The sequence below is a fragment of the Citrobacter sp. Cpo037 genome (genome assembly GCF_030332945.1).
In the GTDB taxonomy this organism is placed as follows: domain Bacteria; phylum Pseudomonadota; class Gammaproteobacteria; order Enterobacterales; family Enterobacteriaceae; genus Citrobacter; species Citrobacter portucalensis.
Genome location: NZ_JAOWGW010000080.1, coordinates 186,773 through 212,588, shown reverse-complemented (window position 1 = coordinate 212,588; position 25,816 = coordinate 186,773). Strand labels below are relative to the sequence as shown.

Sequence of the window (25,816 nt, the reverse complement as noted above, 5' to 3'; positions counted from 1 at the left end):
CTGAACCAGAGGAAAAAAGTATGTTGGATATCGAGAACATCGTCGACACGCAGTCAGAAGCAGAAGAACTTGAAGAAGTGGTGATGGGCCTCATCATCAACTCCGGTCAGGCGCGTAGCCTGGCGTACGGCGCACTCAAAATGGCCAAGCAGGGTGATTTCGAGTCAGCTAAGACCATGATGGACCAGTCTCGTCTGGCGCTGAACGAAGCGCACCTCGTGCAAACGAAATTGATTGAAGGCGATCAGGGCGAAGGTAAAATGAAAGTTAGCCTGGTGCTGGTCCACGCACAGGACCACCTGATGACATCAATGCTGGCGCGTGAGCTGGTGACTGAACTGATTGAGCTTCACGAAAAGCTGAAATAGCGAGGAGTGCATAATGCAGCTACAGATTAACGCACCGGAAATCAAAACCGTTTATGAACAGCAGCTGTTTAATGGCAAAAATTTCCATGTGTTCATCTATAACAAAACTGAGAGCATCAGCGGGCTGCATCAGCATGACTACTATGAATTTACCCTGGTTTTAACCGGGCGCTATTATCAGGAAATCAACGGTAAACGCGTCCTGCTCGAACGTGGAGACTTTGTCTTTATCCCGTTGGGATCGCACCACCAGAGTTTTTATGATTTTGGTGCGACAAGGATCCTTAACGTCGGCATCAGTAAACGTTTTTTTGAACAGCACTATCACCCGCTGCTGCCATTTTGTTTCGTTGCATCGCAGGTCTACCGGGCAAATAACTCGTTTCTTACCTACATTGAAACGGTTATTGCATCACTGAACTTTCGTGAGAGCGGGCTGGATGAATTTGTAGAAGTGGTCACCTTCTATATTATAAATCGGTTACGCCATCATCGTGAAGAGCAGGTGCTGGATGATATTCCGCAGTGGCTTAAAACCACCGTCGAGACCATGCACGACAAACGGCAGTTTAGCGAGAATGCGCTGGAAAATATGGTACACCTGTCCGCGAAATCCCAGGAGTATCTGACCCGCGCTACCCAGCGTTATTACAGCAAAACGCCGATGCAGATTATTAATGAAATCCGCATTAACTTTGCTAAAAAACAGCTGGAAATGACGAACTATTCTGTAACGGATATTGCTTACGAGTCTGGCTACAGTAGTCCAAGCCTGTTTATTAAAACGTTTAAAAAGCTGACGTCGTTTACACCGAATAGCTACCGTAAGAAATTAACTGAATTTAATCAGTAGATATTATTTGCCAATAACCCATTTTTTATAGCTTGCCCAAAATAGCGTCGGGACAGCCACGCTATACCTGACAAACGGGTTGAGCATAATACACGTCAGTGTTTTTACACTGAAGGGAGAAAGTATGAGCCAGAAATTAAAAGTCGTCACTATCGGTGGCGGGAGCAGCTACACCCCTGAATTACTTGAAGGCTTTATTAAGCGTTATCATGAATTACCGGTTTCTGAGTTGTGGCTGGTTGATGTCGACGGTGGAAAAGAGAAGCTGGACATTATTTTTGACCTTTGCCAGCGCATGATCGACAAAGCCGGCGTACCGATGAAGTTGTTTAAAACGCTGGACCGCCGTGAAGCACTGAAAGATGCTGATTTCGTTACCACCCAACTGCGCGTAGGGCAACTGAAAGCCCGTGAAAAGGATGAACGCATTCCGCTGAGCCACGGTTATCTGGGACAGGAAACCAACGGTGCGGGTGGGCTGTTCAAAGGTCTGCGTACCATTCCAGTTATCTTTGATATTATTAAAGATGTGGAAGAACTGTGCCCGAATGCTTGGGTGATTAACTTTACTAACCCGGCAGGGATGGTGACTGAAGCGGTCTATCGCCACACGAATTTCAAGAAATTCATCGGTGTGTGTAATATTCCTGTCGGCATGAAAATGTTCATTAGCGATGTGCTGGCGTTGAAAGAGAGTGATGACTTATCCATCGATCTGTTCGGTCTGAACCACATGGTCTTTATTAAAGACGTGTTGGTGAACGGTACATCGCGCTTTGATGAACTGCTGGACGGCGTGGCTTCTGGACAACTGAAAGCTTCCACCGTGAAGAACATTTTCGACCTGCCGTTCAGCGAAGGGTTGATTCGTTCGCTGAAGCTGCTGCCGTGCTCGTATTTGCTGTACTACTTCAAGCCAAAAGAGATGCTGGCGATCGAAATGGGCGAGTACTATAAGGGCGGCGCACGTGCCCAGGTAGTACAAAAAGTAGAAAAACAATTGTTTGACCTCTACAAAAATCCTGAGTTAAACGTTAAGCCGAAAGAGCTGGAGCAGCGCGGTGGTGCGTATTACTCCGATGCGGCCTGTGAAGTGATCAACGCCATCTACAACGACAAACAGACCGAGCACTACGTCAACATTCCACATCATGGACACGTTGATAACATTCCTGCGGACTGGGCGGTTGAGATGACCTGCACGCTGGGACGTAACGGTGCTACGCCGCACCCGCGTATTACCCATTTTGATGAGAAAGTGCTTGGCCTTATCTACACCATTAAAGGCTTTGAGGTTGCGGCGAGCAATGCGGCATTGAGCGGCGAGCTGAATGATGTGCTGCTGGCGTTAAACCTGAGTCCGCTGGTTCATTCTGACAGCGATGCCGAGATTCTGGCGCGTGAGCTAATCCTGGCGCATGAAAAATGGTTGCCAAACTTCGCCGGGTGCATTGAGAAACTCAAAAGCGAACAACACTAACTGAGGTCGGCTATGGAACGCGTACTGATTGTGAATGCGGATGATTTTGGCCTGAGTAAAGGACAAAACTACGGCATTGTTGAAGCCTGTCGTAATGGCGTTGTCACCTCGACAACGGCATTGGTTAACGGTGCGGCGATTGACCATGCGGTACAGCTGAGTCGCGACATACCTGCACTCGCCGTCGGAATGCATTTTGTTCTGACGCTGGGTAGGCCGTTGACGGCAATGCCGGGCCTTACCCGTGACGGATTACTGGGGAAATGGATCTGGCAGATGGCAGAGGAGGATACTTTGCCGCTGGATGAAATTTCTCAGGAACTGGCCGCGCAGTATCAGCGTTTTATTGACCTGTTCGGGCGGGAGCCGACGCATCTGGATAGCCATCACCATGTGCATATGTTCCCGCAAATTTTCCCTATCGTAGCCGGGTTTGCTGCCCAGAAGGGGATTGCATTGCGTATCGATCGTCAGAGCGTGTTTCAGGCGTCTGATTTTCCGGAAACGTTACGTACCTCCCAGGGATTCAGCAGCGAGTTTTACGGCGAAGCGATTTCCGAGGCTCTGTTTTTACAGACGCTGGATGCGTCAGTCGACCGGGGAGAGTCTTCGCTGGAAGTGATGTGTCATCCGGCCTTTATCGATGACATTATTCGTCAAAGTGCCTACTGTTACCCCCGCTTAACTGAGCTCGACGTGCTGACGTCTTCGTCACTGAAATATGCAATTGCGGAGCGCGGTTATCGTCTTGGCAGTTTTCTGAACGTGTAATTCCTGAGTTTGCGGCGCTTAATGCGCCGCATTTTTTTAGGCGGGAATCGTTTCTATTTTTCCGGCACGTGACCAGACGCGGTGTGCGGTCATCAGCGTCAACAGGGTATCCATAAACTGTGCGTCTGCACTGTCCGCTTCCACCACACCTTCTTCTCCTTCATTTTTGATATTCAACGTTGCTTTAAACTGACGAGCATCGCCGGCCAGGGCGATAGGTTTTAAGTGCTTATACGCTTCGAGTAAATAATATCGGGCATCACCGTTCTTAATGATGTCCGCGAGATTACCGCATGGAACGATAACCGCATCGACCGTCAGGGATGGCGAACCCGCAAAAGTACCGGCGATCGTCAGGGCAGATCCATCATCGGCAACTACCTTACCCATTCGGGAATAGAGCAATTTGGCATGAACACCTTTGGCCTGTAGGGCTTGCATGATGGCGAGCAGGTCGCTCGATTTCACCTGGTCATTAAGTAGGATGGCGACCATGCGGCCCTTAATCTCACCTTGCGCACCTGCATATAAACTGAGTGACGGTGCATTTTTCAAACCGTTAACGTTGGGCGGTGGCGCAATGCTGGCCTGTTCCTTGGTTAGCTTAAAACCGAGATTATCGGCAACCGCCTCGGCGAGGGCAGTATCAATATGAGCTAACTGTTCGACCACTCTTTCCCGAATATAGGGGCGCGTAACCTTACTGAGTTCGAAACTGAATCCGCCGATAATATGCTGCTGTTCAATTGGCATCTGACTTAGCCAGAACAGGCGAGGGTGCGCATAGTATTCGCCAAAAGAGGGGCTACGTTCGCGGATTTTGTTTCCTTCAATCCGTTCCTGATACGACTCAAATCCACCGCGTTTTGGCCCCGGCGGCGTTTCACGCGGCCAGTTATCATTGATGGAATTCGGTTCATAGTTGGCTGGATTGGTATCGATGTCCATTCGATGCATGCCGTCACGCTGGAAATTATGGTACGGACAGGTCGGGCGATTAATCGGGATTTCATGGAAATTGGGCCCACCCAGGCGACTGATTTGGGTATCGGTATAGGAGAACAAGCGACCCTGCAGCAGGGGATCGTTAGTAAAATCGATGCCAGGGACGATATGTCCGGGATGAAAAGCGACTTGTTCATTTTCGGCGAAGAAATTATCAGGATTGCGGTTCAGCACCATTTTACCGACGCGTTGCACCGGAACCAGCTCTTCCGGGATCAGCTTGGTCGGGTCGAGCAGGTCAAAATCGAACTTAAATTCATCTTCTTCGGGAATCAGCTGTAGTCCCAGTTCATATTCCGGATAATCGCCCGCTTCGATAGCTTCCCACAGATCGCGGCGATGAAAGTCAGGATCCCGACCGGTAAGTTTTTGCGCTTCATCCCATACCAGCGAGGCTTTGCCTGCCAGCGGTTTCCAGTGGAAACGGACAAAGGTGGCTTTCCCTTGCGCATTAATCAACCGAAATGTGTGAATACCGAAGCCTTCCATCGTGCGATAGCTGCGCGGAATAGCCCGATCGGACATTGCCCATATGACGTTGTGCAACGTTTCAGGCTGTAATGAGACATAATCCCAGAAGGTGTCATGGGCGCTTTGGCCCTGCGGGATAGCCCAATGCGGCTCCGGTTTAACCGCATGGACGAAATCCGGGAATTTATGGGCATCCTGAATAAAGAAGATGGGAGTATTGTTTCCCACCAGGTCGAAAATACCCTCTTCAGTGTAAAACTTGGTCGCAAATCCCCGTATATCCCTGACCGTATCCGCAGAGCCTGCGCCGCCCTGAACGGTAGAGAATCGGACAAAAACCGGGGTGATTTTATTTTCATCACTTAGAAAGTCCGCTTTCGTCGTCGCACTCAGGTTGGCATAGGACTGAAAGTAACCATGAGCGGCAGAACCTCGGGCATGTACAATCCGCTCCGGGATGCGTTCATGATCAAAATGGGTAATCTTTTCCCGCAGGATAAAGTCTTCCAGCAGGGTTGGCCCGCGATTACCTGCGCGCAGAGAGTTTTGATCGTCTGCGATTCGCACACCCTGATTAGTTGTCAGAGCAAAATCTTCGCTTCCTTTACGAAAACTGTCCAGTGCATTGAGTTTGTCACTTTTGATATCTGGCGCTTTTAAACTGCCGGACGTAGTGGGCTGCATACCTGGCGGTGTGGGTTCAGGTGTTGACCGATGTGAACCGTCTGTGGGTGCCAGTGAGTCAAGTCCTGGCTGGGATTCGCTGGCATCATGAACCGGCGCTGAGTGATGGAGTGGATGCTTATCATTCTGTGACATTAAACTCGTCTCCTGGTTTCATTGCTGAAAGGGTCGTTGTTGTTGTCAAAAGCTTTAACTATAGACCACTCACTCAGCGGCGCAGGTACAGGCCGATGACGTAAAGCGCGATGAACCAGGCAAACAGCGCACGCAAGGCAGGACGCAAGGCGGCAAAATCGGCTAAGATAGCGGTTTTCTGATTTTTAGAATTTGTCTTTAGTGAAGCAACTGATTATGAAACCTCTTCGCCAACAAAATCGTCCGGTTATCAGCTATGTTCCCCGCGTGGAGCCCGCGCCACCAGAGCATGCGGTTAAAATGGATGCGTTTCGTGACGTATGGATACTGCGCGGAAAATATGTCGCTTTTGTCTTAATGGGGGAGGCGTTTCAACGTTCGCCTGCATTTACGGTCCCGGAATCAGCGCAACGCTGGGCTAATCAGGTTCGCCAGGAAAATGAACTAAGCGATTAATGGATATAAAAAAACCGCCGGAGCATGACACTCCGGCGGTTTTTTGTTTTTTTTAGCTGACAGACTTAGCGATGCGCCAGTTCGGCGTTATCGTCGCTGTCCAGAATCGTTTTATCAGTTTGCTTGAGCCATTGGCTGGTCAGCGTACCGGCAGTCATGGAACCGCTTACGTTCAGCGCGGTACGACCCATATCGATCAGCGGCTCAACGGAGATCAGCAGCGCAACCAGCGTGACCGGCAGACCCATAGCGGGCAGGACGATCAGCGCGGCAAATGTTGCACCGCCACCCACACCCGCAACCCCTGCGGAGCTCACGGTCACGATACCAACCAGCGTGGCAATCCACATTGGGTCCAGTGGGTTGATACCGACGGTCGGTGCAACCATTACTGCCAGCATTGCCGGGTACAGGCCCGCACAACCGTTCTGACCAATCGTGGCACCAAACGAGGCGGCAAATGAGGCGATGGATTCAGGCACGCCCAGACGACGGGTCTGCGCTTCAACGTTCAGCGGAATTGAGGCTGCGCTGGAGCGGCTGGTGAAGGCGAAAGTCAGCACTGGCCATACCTTGCGGAAGTATTTCAGCGGGCTAACGCCGTTAATACCCAGCAGGATCCCGTGAACCACGAACATAATGCCCAGACCGAGATAAGAGGCCACGACGAAGCTACCCAGCTTGATGATGTCCTGCAGGTTGGAACCTGCAACCACTTTGGTCATCAGCGCCAGAACACCGTACGGCGTCAACTGCATCACCAGACGAACCAGTTTCATCACCCAGCTTTGCAGGGTATCGATAGCGACCAGAACGCGCTCGCCTTTTGGTGCATCATCTTTCAGCAGTTTCAGTGCGGCTACACCGAGGAATGCGGCGAAGATAACCACGCTGATAATCGACGTCGGGTTGGCGCCGGTCAGATCGGCAAACGGGTTTTTCGGAATAAACGACAGCACCAGTTGCGGAACGCTGAGGTCAGCCACTTTGCCAACATAGTTGGTTTCAATCGCGTTCAGACGTGCGGTTTCGGCACCACCTTGCACCAGACCTTCGGCGGTCAGGCCGAACAGGTTGGTCACCAGAACCCCTACCAGCGCGGCAATCAGCGTGGTAAACAGCAGCGTTCCGATGGTCAGGAAGCTGATTTTACCTAACTGAGAGGCGTTATGCAGACGTGCAACGGCGCTGAGAATAGACGCAAATACCAGCGGCATAACAATCATCTGCAGCAGTTGGACATAACCGTTGCCGACAATGTTGAACCACTGTACGGAATCTTTAAGAACCTGGCTGTCGGAGCCATAAATGGTGTGCAGGGCAAGGCCGAACACGACACCCATGACCAGACCGACCAGTACTTTTTTGGCCAGACTCCACTGTTTGTGACGGGCTTGCGCCAGCACGAACAGCAGCACTACGAACACGATAATGTTCGCGATTAATGGAAAGTTCATCCCCGTTCTCCTGATCTTATTATACGTATCACCGTTTAAAGGTGATTCTGTTGGCGCAAGATTAGCAGAACTGTGACTTGCCTCTTATATTCAAATGGAATTGTTTATACCTAAAATGACTTTTTGGCTGATTTATTAGTCAATCTGATGCGTTATGAAGCGATTAAACTGCATTTGTAGCGTATTAATCATCTGCGAAGACCAGCGTACCGCGCTGTTCTCTTGTACGGTCTGCGGCATCCAGATTGCCCACGCGAACAGCGCCATGCACAGAAACCGCTCCAGCTGGTTGCCTTTTTGCGGCACGAGGATGGGCAGACGAAAACGCCAGCGGCAGGGCCAAAGCAGGGGAACGCCTGCTGGGGTCAGCATGTCGGCCAGAATGTGACTAAGATAGCCGAGTACCATACCTTGTAAGGCATCGGCCGGTATTATCCAGGTATCCGGGACTTTCAGGTAGAACGTGGCCAGCAGGGCAAAAACCGCCAGCAGGCTATGTGTAAACCCGCGATGACCAAATGCCCGGGCAATGGGTTTTGATATCCACTTCAGACGCTGTCCCAGCAGAGATTTGGGATGATCGATATCCGGCAGCAGGCACGTTAAAATGGCTGAAGGAACAATATGCCACCAGTCACCCTGCGCAAGAACGGGCGTTAGTTCGGCATTCTTGGCAAATACCGCACAGGCAATAGAAAAAAGAAGGTGGCCTTCCGCCGTCATGATAAAACCCAATAAACTGTCAATTCATACAGTATAGGGGTTTTATACAGTAGGCGGAAGAGGTGACGTTGTAACCCTATGTCACAAGTGCGGGTTTAGCGTGCCAACCAACCGCCATCCACGGCCAGCGTATAGCCATGAATATAGTCAGAGGCGGGACTTGCAAGGAAAACGACCGGGCCTTTCAGGTCATTTGGCGTGCCCCAGCGTCCTGCGGGAATACGATCGATAATCTCCTGATTGCGCTCGCTGTCCGCGCGCAGTTGCTGGGTGTTGTTGGTCGCCATATAGCCGGGCGCGATGGCGTTGACATTAATTCCCTTGGCCGCCCATTCATTGGCGAGCAGGCGGGTGATGCCCAGAACACCGCTTTTTGATGCGGTATAGGAAGGTACACGGATACCGCCCTGAAAAGAGAGCATCGATGCAATGTTAATGATTTTTCCGCCATTGCCCTGAACCAGAAACTGACGCGCCACAGCCTGCGACAGAAAGAAAACGGATTTGAGATTCAGATTCATCACGTCATCCCAATCTTTTTCACTGAAGTCCAGCGCATCCTGACGGCGTATAGTTCCTGCATTGTTGACCAGAATATCGACCCGGCCAAACGCCGACACCGTTTTTGTCACGATGCTGGTGAGGGCATCTTGGTGACTTAGGTCGGCCTGAATGGCCATAAAGCGTCGACCGAGGGCGTTAATTTTCTCTGAGGTTTCATGCGGTATTTTACGATTCACGCCGACTACATCGCAGCCCGCTTCAGCCAGCGCCACTGCCATACCCTGCCCGAGGCCGGTGTCACATCCAGTGACGATGGCGACTTTACCTTCGAGACGAAAAGCTTCCTGAATCATGTTTACCTCAACTATTTATGTCATTAACGCTTGCGCTATAGGGCAAGGATAGGAGAGGTTAAACAGAAATACAATTTAAAATGAAACGGCATTTTAAAAAATGCAAGGATGAAAAATGAAAAAGCGGGCAATACGATCATTGCCCGTTACAGGATTAGCCGCGCAGATGTGCGGCAGTAAGTTCGGTGAGCGAGGTTAGTTTGACGTCGGCAAGCACGAAGCGAGGATCGTCCTGATTCTCATGCGCTGGTACGACGATGGAACGCATACGAGCAGCTTTCGAGGCAATCATGCCGTTCACTGAGTCTTCCAGTGCTACGCAGTTTAACGGGTCAATGCCCAGTTTTGCCGCACAATCGAGGTAAACCTGTGGGTGCGGTTTGCTGTAAGGCAGTTTTTCTGCAGAAGCCAGCGCGTCGAAGTCATCGCGCAGATCAAACATGGTCAGCACTTTTTCCAGCATATGTAGCGGCGAGGCGGATGCCAGTCCTACTTTGATTCCCTGAGATTTGCACAGTGCCACAGCTTCACGAACGCCTGGCAGCAGCGGTTTTGTCTCTTCAACCAACGCAATGGCCCGGGTAATGATGCTCTCGGTGACTTCCTGACGTGAGGGGCCGTTCCAGGGTTGCTGCGCAAACCACAAATCAACCACCATGTCGATGCGTAAGCCAAGGGTATCGGGAAGTTCATGGCGGCGGGAGATATCAACGCCTAAACTTGCTATCACATCCAGTTCAGCCTGATCCCAAAGCGGTTCAGAATCGACCAGTAACCCATCCATATCGAAAATTGCAGCAAGAATTTGACGCGGGGTTGACATTACAACCTCTCCTTTACGGTGATAAAAGGGATTAGAGCCAGCCTGGACGGACTCTGAGCGTTCATTATGGCTAATTCAGAAGTATACCGCCTTTAAAGATCAGGCGAAAACGGTAATCAACGGGTAAACTTAGGCCAAAATGACACGTCTTAATCAAGGGGAACTCATGACGTATCAACAAGCTGGACGCATTGCCATCTTGAAAAGGCTGGTGGGATGGGTGGTTTTCATTCCTGCGCTGATTTCAACGCTGGTTTCAGTACTGAAGTTTATGTACGCGCACAGCGAAAAGCAGGAAGGGATTAACGCGGTCATGCTCGATTTTGCCCATGTGATGATCGACATGATGCGGGTGAACACACCTTTTCTTAACGTGTTCTGGTATAACTCGCCAACGCCCGATTTTCAAAGTGGACTGAATCTCGTTTTTTGGCTGATATTCATTCTGATTTTTATCGGCCTGGCGTTGCAGGACTCAGGCGCCAGAATGAGCCGCCAGGCGCGTTTCTTACGCGAAGGCGTTGAGGATCAGCTAATTCTGGAACAAGCAAAGGGCAGTGAAGGATTATCCCGCGAGCAACTTGAGTCGCGAATTGTGGTACCGCACCATACGATCTTCTTACAAATTTTCCCGCTTTATATTCTGCCGGTGATCGTTATCGTGATCGGCTACTTCTTCTTCTCACTGCTGGGCTTTTTGTAAGTGCCACTCTATCGGGCCTGCCACGTTGCGAAACGGCAGGCCTGATAAGCAACACGGTACGTCGTTAAGCCGCCAGTAATCTATCCAGCGCTTTCTGCGCCACAACTAAATGCTGTCCCCCGAACAGAATTGCCCGATTCAGCAGCGTATAGAGCTGGTAGATTGGCTGCCTGTCGAGAAAGTCCAGCGGCAGTGGCGAGACAGACTGGTAACCGTCATAAATTTGCGGCGGCTGATCGGTATGTAACGGCAGCATTGCCAGGTCACACTCTCTGTCCCCCCAGTAGCAGGCAGGGTCAAAGATGTACGGACCGTTAGGACCGAGGGCGCAGTTCCCGGACCACAAATCACCGTGCAGGAGAGACGGCTGCGGCTGATGAGAAGAGAGACGTTGCTGGACATGTTCGACGATGGCGTCAATATTGCCAAACGCAATGCCTTTTTCAGCGGCGAGTTCCAGCTGCCAGCCTATACGCTGCTCAGCGAAAAAGGTTGACCAGCGACGTTGCCAGGTATTTGGCTGCGGCGTGGTAGAGAGCGCGTTATCGAAGTCGAGACCAAACTGAGGCTGGTCGCTCCATTCATGCAAATGCGCAAGCTGTTGACCGAGGATAAACGCGTTATGCGCATCAAGCGGACGGGGAGGGAGGAAATCCATCACCAGAAAGCTGTAATCTCTGTCTGCGCCTACTGCCCAGACTTTCGGTACCGATACAGTTTGACTGCGGGAAAGTAGCTCCAGCTGATCGGCTTCTGCCGTAAAGCCGGTTAACAGCTCTCTTTCATCGCATTTGACGAAAAAATCTCGCCCCGCATAGCGTAAATGCCATGCGGCGTGGATCTCTCCGCCGGGCAGTTCATTACGCAGTTCGATTTCGCCTTCACCTAATTGCTCGCTTAAAAGACGACTGATAGCCTGCCACATGATGTCTCTCCCCATGTTGTCTGCCAGATCATAAGGTTAGCGCAAGAATGCGGTTAAAAAACACGAACTGACGCACACCACGGACGCGTCATCGCTGGAAAGGCACTTAATGTTTGTCGTTCTTCTTCACCTCGCACCGTTGTGGAGACACCTGACTGCACATGATTCACTTCTTTGTAATCACGTGATTTTTTATCATAGTCGCATAACACCCATGCTGACAGTTTTACGCGAGAATCCCCCTTTTTCTTCAAAAGAGGGACGGTGTCATTACTGAGCGAGATACGAATATATTTTTTGCGTGTCGTCCAAAGAGCACAGGCGAGTACCCTGATTCAGCGTTGCTGCACTGCCCGCGGCGACACCGTAACGGACAATATCCTCAAAAGGCGCGTTCTCTGCCAGTTTAAGCGTCATGGCCCCGACCATACTGTCGCCTGCACCTACGGTACTTTGACTTTTCACCGGTGGCGGAACCATCTGAACGCAGGTATCGCGATCTACGCCCAGCGCCCCTTGCGGCCCAAGCGAGACCACAACGCGGTGCGCTTTCCCACTCTGTACGATTTCCTGCGCGGCCTTTCGCACATCATCGGGTTGAGTGAGTTCGCGGTTTACCAGCGCACTCAGTTCTTTGAGGTTGGGTTTGACCAGTTCGATATTGCCGATGGCTAACGCCGCCGTCAGTGCTTCGCCTGAGCTGTCGACAATACAGCGGATCCCCTGTTTTTGTGCGGTGGTAATGAGCCGGGTCAACTTCTCAAGCTGTACGCCGGGCGGCAAACTGCCGCTGATGACCAGCAGCGCACCAGACTCAATTTCCAGCACCTGATCCTGAAGTTGGTAGAACTCGTCATCGGTCAGCGCAGCGCCTGGCATGACAAAACGATATTGTTCACCGCTGGACTCCACGTGGACATGAAGATTTTGTCGGGTCCAGTCTTTGGCTTCGACGGTAGATACGGGAACATTTTCGTCGGCGAGCAATGCAACAAGATGCTCTCCGGTTGCTCCCCCCGCGGGGAAAATCGCCGTTGCGGTTCCGCCAAGATGGGCAATTGCGCGAGCGACGTTGATACCGCCGCCGCCGGGTTCAAAAACCGGCGAGGTACAACGAAGCTTACCTTCCGGGTAAATTTGCGGGGTGATTGTTGCGCTATCGAGAGAGGGCGCAAGTGTTAACGTATAGATACGTACCATCTTTACCTCCTGTTAGGCTGAACTCAGTCTGGCACTTAACCTCCCGAAAGTGAAGTAATTAACAACATGATTTTTCATATCTTTATTTAAAATTATCGTCATAAAGATATATAAATAAAATAAAGGTTTAGGAACGCTCTTATTCAAAAAATGAAATAAGAATTTATTGCTATGTTATTCGAGTCTTTTTATAATTTGTTACCTTTCAGGGGTCTTTTGTCATTGATCCATATGAAAGTTTCCGAGACCGTAATGGTCTCTTTTTTTGTTGTACGGACTCTTAATAAATGAAGCTTTTGAAGACAGTGCCCGCAGCACTACTGCTGACGGGAGGCCTGCTTGCGTCAATGCATGCTGTAGCCGATGATTCCGTTTTTACTGTCATGGATGACCCTTCCAGCGCGAAAAAACCCTTTGAAGGTAACCTGAACGCGGGATATCTCGCCCAGTCAGGCAACACAAAAAGTTCTTCTTTAACCGCAGATACCACCATGACCTGGTACGGCCAAACGACGGCATGGTCTCTGTGGGGAAATGCCAGCAATACCTCCTCAAATGATGAGCGTTCATCGGAGAAATATGCCGTAGGTGGCCGTAGTCGTTACAACATGACCGACTATGACTATCTCTTTGGACAGGCAAGCTGGTTGACCGACCGCTACAACGGCTACCGCGAGCGTGACGTGCTGACCGCGGGTTATGGTCGCCAGTTCCTCAACGGACCTGTGCACAGCTTCCGTTTCGAATTCGGTCCTGGCGTGCGCTATGACGAGCACACGGATGGCACCACCGAAACGCAGCCGTTGGGCTATGCGTCCGGGGCCTATGCATGGCAGATGACGGACAACACCAAGTTTACTCAGGGTGTGTCGGTATTCGGCGCTGACGATACCACACTCAACTCTGAAACAGCCCTCAACGTTGCCATCAACGAACACTTTGGGTTAAAGGTGGCTTACAACGTGACCTGGAACTCTGAACCGCCGGCAACAGCGCCGGAGCATACCGATCGTCGTACTACTGTTTCACTCGGCTACCGGATGTAATGACAAATCGGGTCAAATAATTGGCCCGGTTTTTATCTATTAAAGTTAAGGTTATTTAATATTTAATTTGCGTTTTATTTTTTACCTGGCCATAACACGCTATTTTCAGACAAATTCGATTAATCGATAAATAAACGAAACCGGAACAGTGGGTGAGCGTCATTTAGCCCCAGATCATCGCAGCCCAGCGCAGCATCAACATGGCCGCACAAATAACGAGCAGAATCACAACCATCTTCCAGTGTTTCTTCGCAAAGCGATTTGTGGGCATTGTTTTTTTCCTGCTCAGGTTAGATGACTTTGTGCAAGTGTAACAAAGACGGTTGGGTGTCAGTGAATTGATTTACATCATAGAGCGCACGTTGATTGTTGCTTTGATCGACCCGTAATGCCGTGTACACTGTTAAACGGTGTTATCAAAAAGCGGGTGTAGGTCCAGTGTGGTCTTTAAGGCGACCAGTGACATATTTCGCAGAGTGAAGCGGGAATCAGCCCACACCTTTTTGATAATTTTAAATATTGAATCTTTGTATGTGATCTTACGTGTGGGTCACCACTGCAAATAAGGATATAACATGCCTGTTATTACTCTTCCTGATGGCAGCCAACGCCATTACGACCACGCTGTAAGCCCCATGGATGTTGCGCTGGACATCGGTCCAGGTCTGGCGAAAGCCACTATTGCTGGCCGTGTTGACGGTGAGCTCGTAGATGCTTCCGATCTGATTGAGCATGATGCGAAGCTCTCCATCATTACCGCGAAGGATGAAGAAGGTCTGGAGATCATTCGTCACTCCTGTGCGCACTTGTTAGGGCACGCGATCAAACAACTCTGGCCGCACACCAAAATGGCGATCGGACCGGTTGTTGATAACGGTTTTTACTACGATATCGATCTTGACCGTACGTTAACCCAGGAAGATGTCGACGCGCTCGAGAAGCGGATGCACGAGCTCGCTGAGAAAAACTACGATGTCATTAAGAAGAAAGTCAGCTGGTACGAAGCGCGTGAAACCTTCGTGAAGCGTGGCGAGACCTATAAAGTCTCCATTCTTGATGAAAACATTGCCCATGATGACAAGCCTGGCTTGTACCATCATGAAGAATATGTCGATATGTGCCGTGGCCCGCACGTGCCGAACATGCGTTTCTGCCATCATTTCAAACTGATGAAGACTGCAGGGGCATACTGGCGTGGCGACAGCAATAACAAGATGCTGCAGCGTATTTATGGTACTGCATGGGCAGATAAAAAAGCCCTGAATGCCTACCTGCAACGTCTGGAAGAAGCGGCCAAACGCGATCACCGTAAAATCGGTAAACAGCTTGACCTGTATCATATGCAGGAAGAAGCACCGGGTATGGTGTTCTGGCACAACGATGGCTGGACTATCTTCCGTGAACTGGAAGTATTCGTTCGCTCAAAACTGAAAGAATACCAGTATCAGGAAGTGAAAGGTCCGTTCATGATGGACCGTGTGCTGTGGGAAAAAACAGGTCACTGGGACAACTACAAAGATGCAATGTTCACCACCTCTTCTGAGAACCGTGAATACTGCATTAAGCCAATGAACTGCCCAGGCCACGTGCAGATCTTTAATCAGGGTCTGAAATCCTATCGCGATCTGCCGCTGCGTATGGCTGAGTTTGGTAGCTGCCACCGTAATGAACCGTCAGGTGCGCTGCATGGCCTGATGCGTGTTCGTGGCTTCACTCAAGATGATGCACATATCTTCTGTACTGAAGAGCAGATTCGTGATGAAGTTAACGCGTGCATTCGTATGGTCTACGATATGTACAGCACCTTTGGCTTCGAGAAAATCGTCGTCAAACTGTCCACTCGCCCCGAAAAACGTATCGGTAGCGATGAAATGTGGGACCGTGCTGAAGCTGACCTGGCCGTTGCGCTGGAAGAAAACAACATCCCGTTTGAGTTCCAACTGGGTGAGGGCGCGTTCTACGGTCCGAAAATTGAATTTACCCTGTATGACTGCCTCGATCGTGCATGGCAGTGCGGTACTGTACAGCTGGACTTCTCCCTGCCGTCCCGTTTAAGCGCCTCTTACGTTGGCGAAAACAACGAGCGTCAGGTTCCGGTTATGATTCACCGTGCAATTCTTGGGTCGATGGAACGTTTCATCGGTATCCTGACCGAAGAGTTCGCTGGCTTCTTCCCGACCTGGCTCGCGCCGGTTCAGGTTGTGGTCATGAACATCACCGATTCTCAGTCTGAATACGTTAACGAATTAACGCAGAAACTACAAAATGCGGGTATTCGTGTAAAAGCAGACTTGAGAAATGAGAAGATTGGCTTTAAAATCCGCGAGCACACTTTACGTCGTGTCCCTTACATGTTGGTCTGTGGCGACAAAGAGGTAGAAGCAGGCAAAGTTGCCGTGCGCACCCGTCGTGGCAAAGACTTGGGCAGCCTGGACGTAAATGAAGTGATTGAGAAGCTGCAACAAGAGATTCGCAGCCGCAGTCTTCAACAACTGGAGGAATAAGGTATTAAAGGCGGAAAACGAGTTCAAACGGCACGTCCGAATCGTATCAATGGCGAGATTCGCGCCCTGGAAGTTCGCTTAACAGGTCTGGAAGGCGAAGCTTTGGGTATTGTGAGTCTGAGAGAAGCGATCGAAAAAGCTGAAGAAGCTGGAGTAGATTTAGTTGAAATCAGCCCTAACGCCGAACCGCCAGTTTGTCGTATTATGGACTACGGCAAGTTCCTTTATGAAAAGAGTAAGTCTTCTAAGGAACAGAAGAAAAAGCAAAAAGTTATCCAGGTTAAGGAAATTAAATTCCGTCCTGGCACCGACGATGGCGATTACCAGGTAAAACTCCGCAGCCTGGTACGCTTTCTGGAAGATGGCGATAAGGCTAAGATCACGCTGCGTTTTCGCGGTCGTGAGATGGCCCACCAACAGATCGGTATGGAAGTGCTCAACCGCGTCCGTGACGATCTGAGTGAACTGGCAGTAGTCGAATCCTTCCCTACGAAGATCGAAGGCCGCCAGATGATCATGGTGCTCGCTCCTAAGAAGAAACAGTAAGGCCTTCAAGTAGCAATGTCTGTGGAGCCTACGGGTTCCGCAGCCGTTGTTCGCCTACGTTTCGTTTATTAACAATGCGAAGTGGAAGTTATTAAAATGCCAAAAATTAAGACCGTACGCGGTGCTGCTAAACGTTTCAAAAAAACCGGTGGTGGTGGATTTAAGCGTAAGCACGCAAACCTGCGTCATATTCTGACCAAAAAATCTACTAAGCGTAAACGTCACCTGCGTCCAAAAGGCCTCGTGTCTAAAGGCGATCTGGGTCTGGTTATCGCGTGCCTGCCGTACGCATAAGCCGTTAACGTTTAATTCATTTTTTTACTAAGAATATAGATACAGGAGAGCACATATGGCTCGCGTAAAACGTGGTGTAGTTGCCCGTGCACGTCACAAGAAAATTTTGAAACAAGCTAAAGGCTACTACGGTGCGCGTTCTCGCGTATACCGCGTTGCCTTCCAGGCTGTTATCAAAGCTGGTCAGTACGCTTATCGTGACCGTCGTCAGAAAAAGCGTCAGTTCCGTCAACTGTGGATTGCGCGTATCAACGCAGCAGCACGTCAGAACGGTATTTCTTACAGCAAATTCATCAACGGCCTGAAAAAAGCCTCTGTTGAAATCGACCGTAAGATCCTGGCTGACATCGCAGTATTCGACAAAGTAGCGTTCACCGCTCTGGTCGAAAAAGCGAAAGCAGCTCTGGCATAAGCCGGTGAAAAGAGGGAGCCTGGCTCCCTCTCTTTTATTTGTAGAGCAATCAATTAGTTGACAATTTATCCGTAAGCCTTTTCAATAAAGGTTGTCCGGTTTTTACCACACAAGGTAACGCAAGCATGAATGCTGCTATTTTCCGCTTCTTCTTTTACTTTAGCACCTGAACTCAGGAGGCTTGCGCGTGAAAGAAGAAACGGAAAACAGCGCCTAAAAGCCTCCCTGGTGGAGGCTTTTTTTATACGCGTCATCCTTCAAGTTGTCTCTATATTGGCTGCATTCGCTCTTTGGCCGCGTTGATACAACTTGAATGATTTTGCGTATATACGAGCGACTAGTGAATATCGCAACATAACGAGGAAAACCATGTCACATCTCGCAGAGCTGGTTGCCAGTGCAACGGCCGCCATTAACCAGGCTTCAGATGTTGCCGCGTTAGACAATGTCCGCGTCGAATATTTGGGCAAGAAAGGGCACTTGACCCTTCAGATGACAACCCTGCGCGAACTGCCGCCAGAAGAGCGCCCGGCAGCAGGTGCGGTGATTAACGAAGCTAAAGAGCAGGTACAGCAAGCGCTGAACGCACGTAAGGCCGAATTAGAAAGCGCTGCACTGAATGCTCGTCTGGCTGAAGAAACGATCGATATCTCCCTTCCTGGGCGTCGTATCGAAAACGGCGGTCTGCATCCTGTAACGCGTACAATCGACAGGATTGAAAGTTTCTTCGGTGAGCTGGGCTTTACCGTGGCGACCGGTCCGGAAATCGAAGATGACTATCATAACTTCGATGCGCTCAACATTCCTGGCCATCACCCGGCGCGCGCTGACCACGACACTTTCTGGTTTGACGCGACGCGTCTGCTGCGCACGCAGACTTCCGGCGTGCAGATCCGCACCATGAAAGAAAAACAGCCGCCGATCCGTATTATCGCCCCGGGCCGCGTATATCGTAACGATTACGATCAGACTCACACCCCAATGTTCCACCAGATGGAAGGGCTGATTGTTGATACCAACATCAACTTCACCAACCTGAAAGGCACGCTGCACGATTTCCTGCGCAACTTCTTTGAAGAAGACCTGCAGGTACGTTTCCGTCCTTCCTACTTCCCGTTTACTGAACCATCTGCGGAAGTTGACGTGATGGGCAAAAACGGCAAATGGCTGGAAGTGCTGGGCTGCGGGATGGTTCACCCGAACGTGTTGCGTAATGTTGGCATCGATCCGGAAATCTATTCCGGCTTTGCATTCGGTATGGGTATGGAGCGTCTGACCATGCTGCGTTACGGCGTTACCGATCTGCGTTCTTTCTTCGAAAACGATCTGCGTTTCCTCAAACAGTTTAAATAAAGGCAGGATAAAACAATGAAATTCAGTGAACTGTGGTTACGCGAATGGGTAAATCCGGCGATTGATAGCGATGCGCTGTCAAACCAAATCACGATGGCGGGTCTTGAAGTTGACGGTGTGGAACCTGTTTCCGGCGCGTTCAATGGCGTTGTGGTAGGTGAAGTGGTTGAATGTGGCCAGCACCCGAACGCTGACAAACTGCGCGTCACCAAAGTGAATGTAGGCGGCGACCGCCTGCTGGATATCGTCTGCGGTGCGCCAAACTGCCGTCAGGGGTTGAAAGTGGCTGTGGCAACCGTTGGTGCCGTTCTGCCGGGCGATTTCAAAATTAAAGCCGCGAAACTGCGCGGTGAACCGTCTGAAGGCATGCTGTGCTCGTTCTCCGAGCTGGGTATTTCCGACGATCATAACGGGATTATCGAACTGCCTGCCGATGCGCCAATTGGCACCGATATCCGTGAATACCTGAAGCTTGACGACAACACCATCGAAATCAGCGTCACGCCGAACCGCGCCGACTGCTTAGGCATCATCGGTGTAGCGCGTGATGTTGCTGTACTGAACAAAGCCCCGCTGGTTGAACCGGAAATCGCGCCAGTAGCCGCGACCATTAGCGACGTCCTGCCGATTCAGGTTGAAGCCGTGGAAGCCTGCCCACGCTATCTGGGCCGCGTGGTGAAAGGCATCAATGTTAAAGCGCCGACCCCGCTGTGGATGAAAGAAAAACTGCGCCGTTGCGGTATTCGTTCTATCGATGCCGTGGTTGACGTGACTAACTATGTGCTGCTCGAACTGGGCCAGCCGATGCACGCATTCGACAAAGACCGCATTGAAGGCGGAATTGTTGTCCGTATGGCAAAAGAGGGTGAGACCCTGGTATTGCTGGACGGCAGCGAAGCGAAGCTGAATGCAGATACGCTGGTGATTGCGGACCACAACAAAGCGCTGGCGATGGGCGGCATCTTTGGTGGCGAACATTCCGGTGTGAACGATGAAACACAAAACGTCCTGCTGGAATGTGCATTCTTCAGCCCGCTGTCTATTACCGGTCGCGCGCGTCGTCACGGCCTGCACACCGATGCATCTCACCGCTATGAGCGTGGTGTCGATCCTGCGCTGCAACATAAGGCCATGGAACGTGCAACGCGCCTGCTGATTGATATCTGCGGCGGTGAAGCGGGCCCAGTCATTGACGTGACGAACGAAGCCACGCTGCCAAAACGCGCAACCATTACGCTTCGTCGTAGCAAACTGGATCGTCTGATCGGACACCATATTACCGATGAGCAGGTGAGTGACATTTTGCGTCGTCTGGGTTGTGACGTGACGGAAGGGCAGGATGAGTGGAAAGCGGTCGCGCCGAGCTGGCGTTTCGATATGGAAATCGAAGAAGACCTGGTCGAAGAAGTCGCCCGCGTATACGGGTATGACAATATCCCGAACACGCCGATTCAGGCGGGTCTTATCATGGGTACGCATCGTGAAGCGGATTTGTCGCTGAAACGTGTAAAAACCATGCTGAATGACAAAGGCTACCAGGAAGTCATTACCTATAGCTTCGTCGACCCGAAAGTCCAGTCGCTGCTGCACCCGGGTGAAGAAGCGCTGCTGCTGCCAAGCCCAATCTCTATTGATATGTCGGCAATGCGTTTGTCCCTGTGGACTGGCTTGCTGTCTACGGTAGTGTATAACCAGAATCGTCAGCAGAACCGCGTACGTATTTTCGAAACGGGTTTACGTTTCGTGCCAGATACGCAGGCCAACCTCGGGATCCGTCAGGATCTGATGCTGGCTGGCGTGATCTGCGGTAACCGTCATGATGAACACTGGAATCTGGCAAAAGAGACCGTTGATTTCTATGATCTGAAAGGCGATCTGGAAGCAGTTCTCGACCTGACCGGAAAACTGGGGGACATTCAGTTCAAAGCTGAAGCGAATCCAGCACTGCATCCGGGTCAGTCTGCGGCGATTTATCTGAAAGGTGAACGTATTGGTTTCATTGGGGTTGTTCATCCTGAACTGGAACGTAAACTGGATCTGAACGGTCGCACTTTGGTGTTTGAACTGGAGTGGAATAAGCTCGCAGACCGCGTGGTGCCTCAGGCGCGTGAAGTTTCTCGCTTCCCAGCGAACCGTCGCGATATCGCAGTCGTTGTGGCAGAAAACGTTCCCGCTGCGGATATTTTATCCGAGTGTAAGAAAGTTGGCGTAAATCAGGTAGTTGGCGTAAACTTATTTGACGTGTACCGCGGTAAGGGTGTTGCGGAGGGCTATAAGAGCCTCGCTATCAGCCTGATCCTTCAGGATACCAGCCGTACACTTGAAGAAGAGGAGATTGCCGCTACCGTCGCCAAATGTGTAGAGGCATTAAAAGAGCGATTCCAGGCATCATTGAGGGATTGAACCTATGGCGCTTACAAAAGCTGAAATGTCAGAATATCTGTTTGATAAGCTTGGGCTTAGCAAGCGGGATGCCAAAGAACTGGTCGAGCTGTTTTTCGAAGAGATCCGTCGTGCTCTGGAAAATGGTGAGCAGGTAAAACTCTCTGGTTTTGGTAACTTCGATCTGCGTGATAAGAATCAACGTCCGGGCCGTAACCCGAAAACGGGCGAAGATATTCCCATTACAGCACGGCGCGTGGTGACCTTCAGACCCGGACAGAAGTTAAAAAGCCGGGTTGAAAACGCAACGCCCAAAGAAGAGTGATTTAACGATACGCAGAGTATGGCGCGTATAACTAAAAAGGCCGCTATGCGGCCTTTTTCCTTTTCACTACCGAATCAGCACCGTAGAATCACCTCCATCTCTTTTCAGCAGAATGGAAAACATGCTGACTTTCGCCCATCAACAGCAGCGTCGAAACGTACGCTGGATACTGTCACTGTCAGTACTTATGCTACTGGCAACGATTCTAAGCTTGTGCGCAGGAGAACAATGGATCGCTCCCGGCGACTGGTTCAGCGCCCGCGGCGATCTGTTCGTCTGGCAAATTCGACTTCCCCGTACTCTTGCCGTTTTGCTGGTAGGCGCTGCATTGGCCTTATCTGGCGCAGTGATGCAAGCTCTGTTTGAAAACCCGCTCGCAGAGCCTGGATTACTGGGCGTATCTAACGGCGCGGGAGTCGGGCTTATCGCGGCGGTGCTGCTGGGGCAGGGGCAACTCCCCGGCTGGGCGTTGGGCCTTTGCGCCATTGCCGGGGCGTTGATTATCACGCTTATTTTGCTACGTTTCGCCCGTCGACATCTGTCTACCAGCCGTCTGCTGCTGGCGGGGGTGGCGCTGGGGATAATCTGTAGCGCGCTGATGACATGGGCTATCTACTTCTCTACCTCGTTTGACTTACGACAGCTGATGTACTGGATGATGGGGGGCTTCGGTGGCGTAGACTGGCATCAGGCTTGGCTCATGGTGGCGTTGATTCCGGTACTGGTGTGGATCTGCTGTCAGTCGCAGCCGATGAATATGCTGGCGTTAGGAGAGACTTCTGCGCGTCAGCTGGGACTGCCATTATGGTTCTGGCGCAACCTGCTGGTGGTTGCCACAGGCTGGATGGTTGGCGTGAGCGTGGCTCTGGCAGGGGCGATTGGTTTTATTGGGCTTGTGATCCCGCATATTTTGCGACTGTGCGGCCTCACCGATCACCGTGTTTTACTGCCAGGTTGTGCGTTGGCTGGCGCAATCGCATTATTGTTTGCTGATGTTGTCGCGCGTTTGGTGCTGGCCTCGGCTGAGTTACCTATCGGCGTGGTAACGGCCACTATGGGTGCGCCGGTATTTATCTGGCTATTGTTAAAAGCCGCGCGCTAGAACGCGTTGGTTCGGTCTATGATTAAAAACTGAAAATCCACCTGTTGTTCTGGAGATGCTATGCAAAACACTATCCTCGATACAGAAGTGACGACCATCGACGGCGAGGTTACCTCACTGCAGCCGTATTCCGGGAATGTGCTGTTAATCGTCAACGTTGCTTCAAAATGTGGGCTGACGCCGCAGTACGAGCAACTGGAGAATCTGCAGAAAGCCTGGCACCAACAGGGCTTCAGCGTTCTTGGTTTCCCTTGCAATCAGTTTCTGGGCCAGGAGCCGGGCAGCGAAGAGGAAATAAAAACGTACTGCAGTACCACATGGGGCGTAACTTTCCCGATGTTCAGCAAAATTGACGTCAACGGCGAGGGACGCCATCCGCTGTATCAGAAGCTGATTGATGCCGCGCCAACGGCCGTTGCGCCTGCGGACAGTGGGTTCTACGAGCGAATGGCGAGCAAAGGTCGTGCGCCGCTCTACCCGGACGATATCCTGTGGAATTTCGAGAAGTTTTTAGTGGGTCGCGATGGAAAAGTGCTGCAACGATTCTCACCGGATATGACGCCTGAGGATCCCATCCTGGTGCAAACCATCAAGCAGGCGCTGGCAAACTAATGTCTCGATTGATGCAGCTACAGGACGTCGCGGAATCGACCCGTCTCGGCCCGCTTTCTGGTGAGATAAAAGCAGGAGAGATCTTGCATTTAGTGGGACCAAACGGTGCCGGAAAAAGTACGCTGTTGGCGCGTATGGCGGGTCTGACAAACGGAGAGGGCAGTATCACTTTTGGTGATATGCCGTTGGAGGAATGGCCGGCCGCCAGGCTGGCGCAATATCGCGCCTATCTTGCGCAACAGCAAAATCCGCCGTTTGCCATGCCGGTCTGGCATTTTCTGACGCTGCATCAACCCGACAAAGAACGCACCGATCTGTTACAGGAGATCGCCGATGCGCTCGGTCTGGGAGATAAACTGGGGCGCGGCGTGAACCAACTCTCCGGCGGTGAGTGGCAGCGTGTGCGCCTGGCTGCGGTTATCCTGCAGATTTGCCCACAAGCGAATCCATTAGGTCAGCTTTTACTGCTGGATGAGCCGATGAACAGTCTGGACGTCGCGCAACAAAACGCACTGGACCGACTGTTGAGTCAGCTGTGTTTGCAGGGCATAGCGATTGTGATGAGTAGCCATGACCTTAATCACACCTTACGCCATGCGCATAAAGCCTGGCTACTCAAACGCGGGAAACTGCTTGCCAGTGGTTCACGAGATGCGGTACTGACGCCGGCCAATCTGTCTGCGGCCTATGGCGTCAACTTCCGACGTTTGGATATTGAAGGGCACAGAATGCTCATATCAACCACTTAAGTGAAATGGGTTCTTGAAAATCATATAATTTCCACGCTAAATTGGCATAAAAATAAAATTCAGAGGATTCGTACTGAATGCGCTTTTGGCTCCTTTTCATCACAGCATTGTTTTTGGCGGGCTGCAGCAGCCATCGTGCGCCTGCGCCAAATGCCCGCTTGTCGGATTCTATTGCCGTTATCGCCGGTCTTAATGATCAGCTCCAAACCTGGCATGGCACACCCTATCGTTATGGCGGTATGAGTCGTAGTGGGGTGGATTGTTCTGGATTTGTTTTGATGACGATGCGCGATAAATTCGACCTGCAACTTCCGCGCGATACGCGTACGCAATCAAAGATTGGTACCGAAATTGATAAAGATGATTTGCTGCCAGGCGATCTGGTTTTCTTTAAAACCGGGTCTGGGGAAAGCGGTCTGCATGTTGGTATTTACGATACCAATAATCAGTTTATTCATGCTTCAACCAGCCGTGGCGTGATGCGCTCGTCTCTGGATAATGTTTACTGGCGTAAAAACTTTTGGCAGGCACGACGTATTTAATCCCCCGTAACTCCGAGGCTGCCATCGAGTGTGCAGCCTCAACATCACCATTTGAAAGTTAACTTTTATTTCTGCTTTTGGTTAGACAATACCCCTGAACATTAAGAGCGTATCTTGCTAAAAATATGATTTATTCCGAGATATTAAAAAGTGCAAAGCTGGATATTCGCTTATAATCAGGATAAGCTAAAAAAAAGGATTCGATTTACCGGCTAAAAAGGGAAAAATGAAAGGGCCTCTACTTGCATCAGCAGTAACGTATTTCTCCATCCTTTGCTACAGGATGCCGGATAACACCCATGCAGCGGGGCTGGCACGATGATTGTTTCACTGGATAATCTTTACCATTCTGAGTTCTCTTTTCTTCCTGCGAGAAGCGAAAAAGGCGATCTTGAATTCGTCGATATCATCACCAGTTTCGCCAGTGCGCATGGGGATGTGCGTATACCCACCGAGCTGGTCCTACCTCGGATGTCAGACGACGAACAATGTCGTTTATTTGTAGAAAAACTAGAATTAATCGAAACGTGCCAACATTTCTTTATTCAGCGAAAAGTATCCGCCTGGATTAATTTAACGCCAGCAGTTGCTAATACTTTATTATCAGATACTGAACTTGCTTCACAAGTTGAACGATTTTCATTTCTGGAGCTGACTATTAATGAAAGCTATCCGGAGTTAAACAAAGGTAAAGATAATCCAATATTGGCCGCACTTGCTGCGCGATTTCCATTAGTCCTGACAAACTATGGTTCTGGTGGTATATCAACCCGGGCAATTTTTGACGGCCTGTTCAAACGCGTCGTGCTGGATAAAAACTTTGTTCAACAAAGGATTACACATATTTCGTTTGAACCGTTTATGCGGGCTATTCTGGCGCAACTATCGCCCAGCTGTGAGTCAATAATCATTAGCGGAATTGATACACAAGAGATGCTGGAGCGCGTCTTGCCTGTGGGATTCAGTGCCATGCAGGGAGGATTGTGGCCTGCGGTGCCTCCTGCGCAGATAATTTCGCTCGCTAAGATATAACCCTTT

The 25,816-nt window shown here is 50.7% G+C and carries 28 protein-coding genes and 1 other annotated feature; of the genes, 20 read left to right on the top strand and 8 right to left on the bottom strand.

Annotated features, from left to right (window positions below; all coding sequences use genetic code 11):
• Positions 1–20: 20 nt before the first annotated feature.
• The 4 genes from chbA to chbG all read left to right on the top strand — a co-directional run bounded on the left by chbA (position 21) and on the right by chbG (position 3,472).
• Positions 21–368 (top strand): PTS N,N'-diacetylchitobiose transporter subunit IIA, encoded by a 348-nt coding sequence (chbA, locus tag OGX94_RS22040; protein WP_003832549.1) that lies wholly within the window; start codon positions 21–23, stop codon positions 366–368.
• A 10-nt stretch (positions 369–378) separates the two neighbouring features.
• Complete coding sequence (chbR, locus tag OGX94_RS22035) at positions 379–1,221, top strand: transcriptional regulator ChbR (protein ID WP_085951046.1); 843 nt, start codon at positions 379–381, stop codon at positions 1,219–1,221.
• Between the two features lie 124 nt (positions 1,222–1,345).
• Positions 1,346–2,701, top strand: coding sequence for a 6-phospho-beta-glucosidase (locus OGX94_RS22030; RefSeq protein ID WP_032943151.1), 1,356 nt, complete (start codon positions 1,346–1,348; stop codon positions 2,699–2,701).
• Between the two features lie 12 nt (positions 2,702–2,713).
• Positions 2,714–3,472: a chitin disaccharide deacetylase gene (chbG, locus tag OGX94_RS22025; protein ID WP_063941492.1), complete on the top strand. Its 759-nt coding sequence runs from the start codon at positions 2,714–2,716 to the stop codon at positions 3,470–3,472.
• A 36-nt stretch (positions 3,473–3,508) separates the two neighbouring features.
• Here chbG and katE read toward each other — a convergent pair whose 3' ends face one another.
• Positions 3,509–5,767: a catalase HPII gene (gene katE / locus OGX94_RS22020; protein ID WP_149335783.1), complete on the bottom strand. Its 2,259-nt coding sequence runs from the start codon at positions 5,765–5,767 to the stop codon at positions 3,509–3,511.
• Between the two features lie 192 nt (positions 5,768–5,959).
• On the opposite strand from katE, the gene cedA reads away from it, so the two are divergent.
• Positions 5,960–6,223: a cell division activator CedA gene (gene cedA, locus OGX94_RS22015; protein ID WP_072025560.1), complete on the top strand. Its 264-nt coding sequence runs from the start codon at positions 5,960–5,962 to the stop codon at positions 6,221–6,223.
• Positions 6,224–6,288: 65 nt separating this feature from the next.
• Here cedA and tcyP read toward each other — a convergent pair whose 3' ends face one another.
• The 4 genes from tcyP to hxpB form a co-directional block, all read right to left on the bottom strand.
• Positions 6,289–7,680, bottom strand: coding sequence for a cystine/sulfocysteine:cation symporter (tcyP, locus tag OGX94_RS22010; RefSeq protein ID WP_003832558.1), 1,392 nt, complete (start codon positions 7,678–7,680; stop codon positions 6,289–6,291).
• A 135-nt stretch (positions 7,681–7,815) separates the two neighbouring features.
• The gene (locus OGX94_RS22005) at positions 7,816–8,415 is read right to left on the bottom strand and encodes a metal-dependent hydrolase (protein WP_008784570.1); all 600 of its coding nucleotides are present in this window, start codon (positions 8,413–8,415) and stop codon (positions 7,816–7,818) included.
• A gap of 83 nt (positions 8,416–8,498) precedes the next feature.
• Entirely contained in the window at positions 8,499–9,260 is a 762-nt protein-coding gene (kduD, locus tag OGX94_RS22000) for a 2-dehydro-3-deoxy-D-gluconate 5-dehydrogenase KduD (RefSeq protein WP_257661667.1), read from the bottom strand.
• A gap of 154 nt (positions 9,261–9,414) precedes the next feature.
• On the bottom strand, positions 9,415–10,083 hold the full coding sequence (gene hxpB, locus OGX94_RS21995) for a hexitol phosphatase HxpB (RefSeq protein ID WP_197385035.1): 669 nt from the start codon (positions 10,081–10,083) through the stop codon (positions 9,415–9,417).
• A 166-nt stretch (positions 10,084–10,249) separates the two neighbouring features.
• Between hxpB and OGX94_RS21990 the strand changes: the two genes are divergently transcribed.
• Positions 10,250–10,786: a YniB family protein gene (locus OGX94_RS21990; RefSeq protein WP_008784573.1), complete on the top strand. Its 537-nt coding sequence runs from the start codon at positions 10,250–10,252 to the stop codon at positions 10,784–10,786.
• Between the two features lie 64 nt (positions 10,787–10,850).
• Here OGX94_RS21990 and OGX94_RS21985 read toward each other — a convergent pair whose 3' ends face one another.
• Positions 10,851–11,711, bottom strand: a complete 861-nt coding sequence (locus tag OGX94_RS21985; RefSeq protein ID WP_003030598.1) for a fructosamine kinase family protein — start codon at positions 11,709–11,711, stop codon at positions 10,851–10,853.
• 270 nt (positions 11,712–11,981) lie between these two features.
• The gene (gene pfkB / locus OGX94_RS21980; protein ID WP_003832567.1) at positions 11,982–12,911 is read right to left on the bottom strand and encodes a 6-phosphofructokinase II; all 930 of its coding nucleotides are present in this window, start codon (positions 12,909–12,911) and stop codon (positions 11,982–11,984) included.
• Positions 12,912–13,198: 287 nt separating this feature from the next.
• Between pfkB and OGX94_RS21975 the strand changes: the two genes are divergently transcribed.
• Positions 13,199–13,957: a DUF481 domain-containing protein gene (locus OGX94_RS21975; protein ID WP_003832568.1), complete on the top strand. Its 759-nt coding sequence runs from the start codon at positions 13,199–13,201 to the stop codon at positions 13,955–13,957.
• A gap of 163 nt (positions 13,958–14,120) precedes the next feature.
• On the opposite strand, the gene yniD is transcribed toward OGX94_RS21975, so the two are convergent.
• Entirely contained in the window at positions 14,121–14,228 is a 108-nt protein-coding gene (gene yniD, locus OGX94_RS21970) for a small membrane protein YniD (protein WP_003030590.1), read from the bottom strand.
• Positions 14,229–14,532: 304 nt separating this feature from the next.
• Here yniD and thrS point away from each other — a divergent pair, with 304 nt between their 5' ends.
• The 13 genes from thrS (at position 14,533) to OGX94_RS21905 (ending at position 25,810) form a co-directional block, all read left to right on the top strand.
• Complete coding sequence (gene thrS, locus OGX94_RS21965) at positions 14,533–16,461, top strand: threonine--tRNA ligase (protein WP_003832572.1); 1,929 nt, start codon at positions 14,533–14,535, stop codon at positions 16,459–16,461.
• 3 nt (positions 16,462–16,464) lie between these two features.
• Positions 16,465–17,007, top strand: a complete 543-nt coding sequence (infC, locus tag OGX94_RS21960; protein WP_048997935.1) for a translation initiation factor IF-3 — start codon at positions 16,465–16,467, stop codon at positions 17,005–17,007.
• Between the two features lie 96 nt (positions 17,008–17,103).
• Positions 17,104–17,301, top strand: a complete 198-nt coding sequence (gene rpmI / locus OGX94_RS21955) for a 50S ribosomal protein L35 (RefSeq protein ID WP_003030583.1) — start codon at positions 17,104–17,106, stop codon at positions 17,299–17,301.
• A 55-nt stretch (positions 17,302–17,356) separates the two neighbouring features.
• On the top strand, positions 17,357–17,713 hold the full coding sequence (rplT, locus tag OGX94_RS21950; RefSeq protein ID WP_003030578.1) for a 50S ribosomal protein L20: 357 nt from the start codon (positions 17,357–17,359) through the stop codon (positions 17,711–17,713).
• Between the two features lie 120 nt (positions 17,714–17,833).
• Positions 17,834–17,958 (top strand) — a sequence feature (Phe leader region).
• Positions 17,839–17,883, top strand: coding sequence for a pheST operon leader peptide PheM (gene pheM / locus OGX94_RS21945; protein WP_001386830.1), 45 nt, complete (start codon positions 17,839–17,841; stop codon positions 17,881–17,883). (Overlaps the previous feature by 45 nt.)
• 124 nt (positions 17,959–18,082) lie before the next feature.
• Entirely contained in the window at positions 18,083–19,066 is a 984-nt protein-coding gene (gene pheS, locus OGX94_RS21940) for a phenylalanine--tRNA ligase subunit alpha (protein ID WP_003832580.1), read from the top strand.
• A 15-nt stretch (positions 19,067–19,081) separates the two neighbouring features.
• Positions 19,082–21,469, top strand: a complete 2,388-nt coding sequence (gene pheT / locus OGX94_RS21935) for a phenylalanine--tRNA ligase subunit beta (RefSeq protein WP_257661668.1) — start codon at positions 19,082–19,084, stop codon at positions 21,467–21,469.
• 4 nt (positions 21,470–21,473) lie between these two features.
• Positions 21,474–21,773 (top strand): integration host factor subunit alpha, encoded by a 300-nt coding sequence (ihfA, locus tag OGX94_RS21930; RefSeq protein ID WP_003030571.1) that lies wholly within the window; start codon positions 21,474–21,476, stop codon positions 21,771–21,773.
• Positions 21,774–21,894: 121 nt separating this feature from the next.
• Positions 21,895–22,875, top strand: coding sequence for a vitamin B12 ABC transporter permease BtuC (gene btuC, locus OGX94_RS21925; RefSeq protein ID WP_003832584.1), 981 nt, complete (start codon positions 21,895–21,897; stop codon positions 22,873–22,875).
• A 60-nt stretch (positions 22,876–22,935) separates the two neighbouring features.
• Entirely contained in the window at positions 22,936–23,487 is a 552-nt protein-coding gene (locus tag OGX94_RS21920; RefSeq protein WP_003832585.1) for a glutathione peroxidase, read from the top strand.
• Complete coding sequence (btuD, locus tag OGX94_RS21915; protein WP_003832588.1) at positions 23,487–24,236, top strand: vitamin B12 ABC transporter ATP-binding protein BtuD; 750 nt, start codon at positions 23,487–23,489, stop codon at positions 24,234–24,236. The genes OGX94_RS21920 and btuD overlap by 1 nt, the downstream gene beginning before the upstream one ends.
• A gap of 77 nt (positions 24,237–24,313) precedes the next feature.
• Positions 24,314–24,778, top strand: a complete 465-nt coding sequence (locus OGX94_RS21910) for an NlpC/P60 family protein (protein ID WP_003832591.1) — start codon at positions 24,314–24,316, stop codon at positions 24,776–24,778.
• 318 nt (positions 24,779–25,096) lie between these two features.
• The gene (locus OGX94_RS21905; RefSeq protein ID WP_003832592.1) at positions 25,097–25,810 is read left to right on the top strand and encodes an EAL domain-containing protein; all 714 of its coding nucleotides are present in this window, start codon (positions 25,097–25,099) and stop codon (positions 25,808–25,810) included.
• The last annotated feature ends 6 nt before the right edge of the window (positions 25,811–25,816 follow it).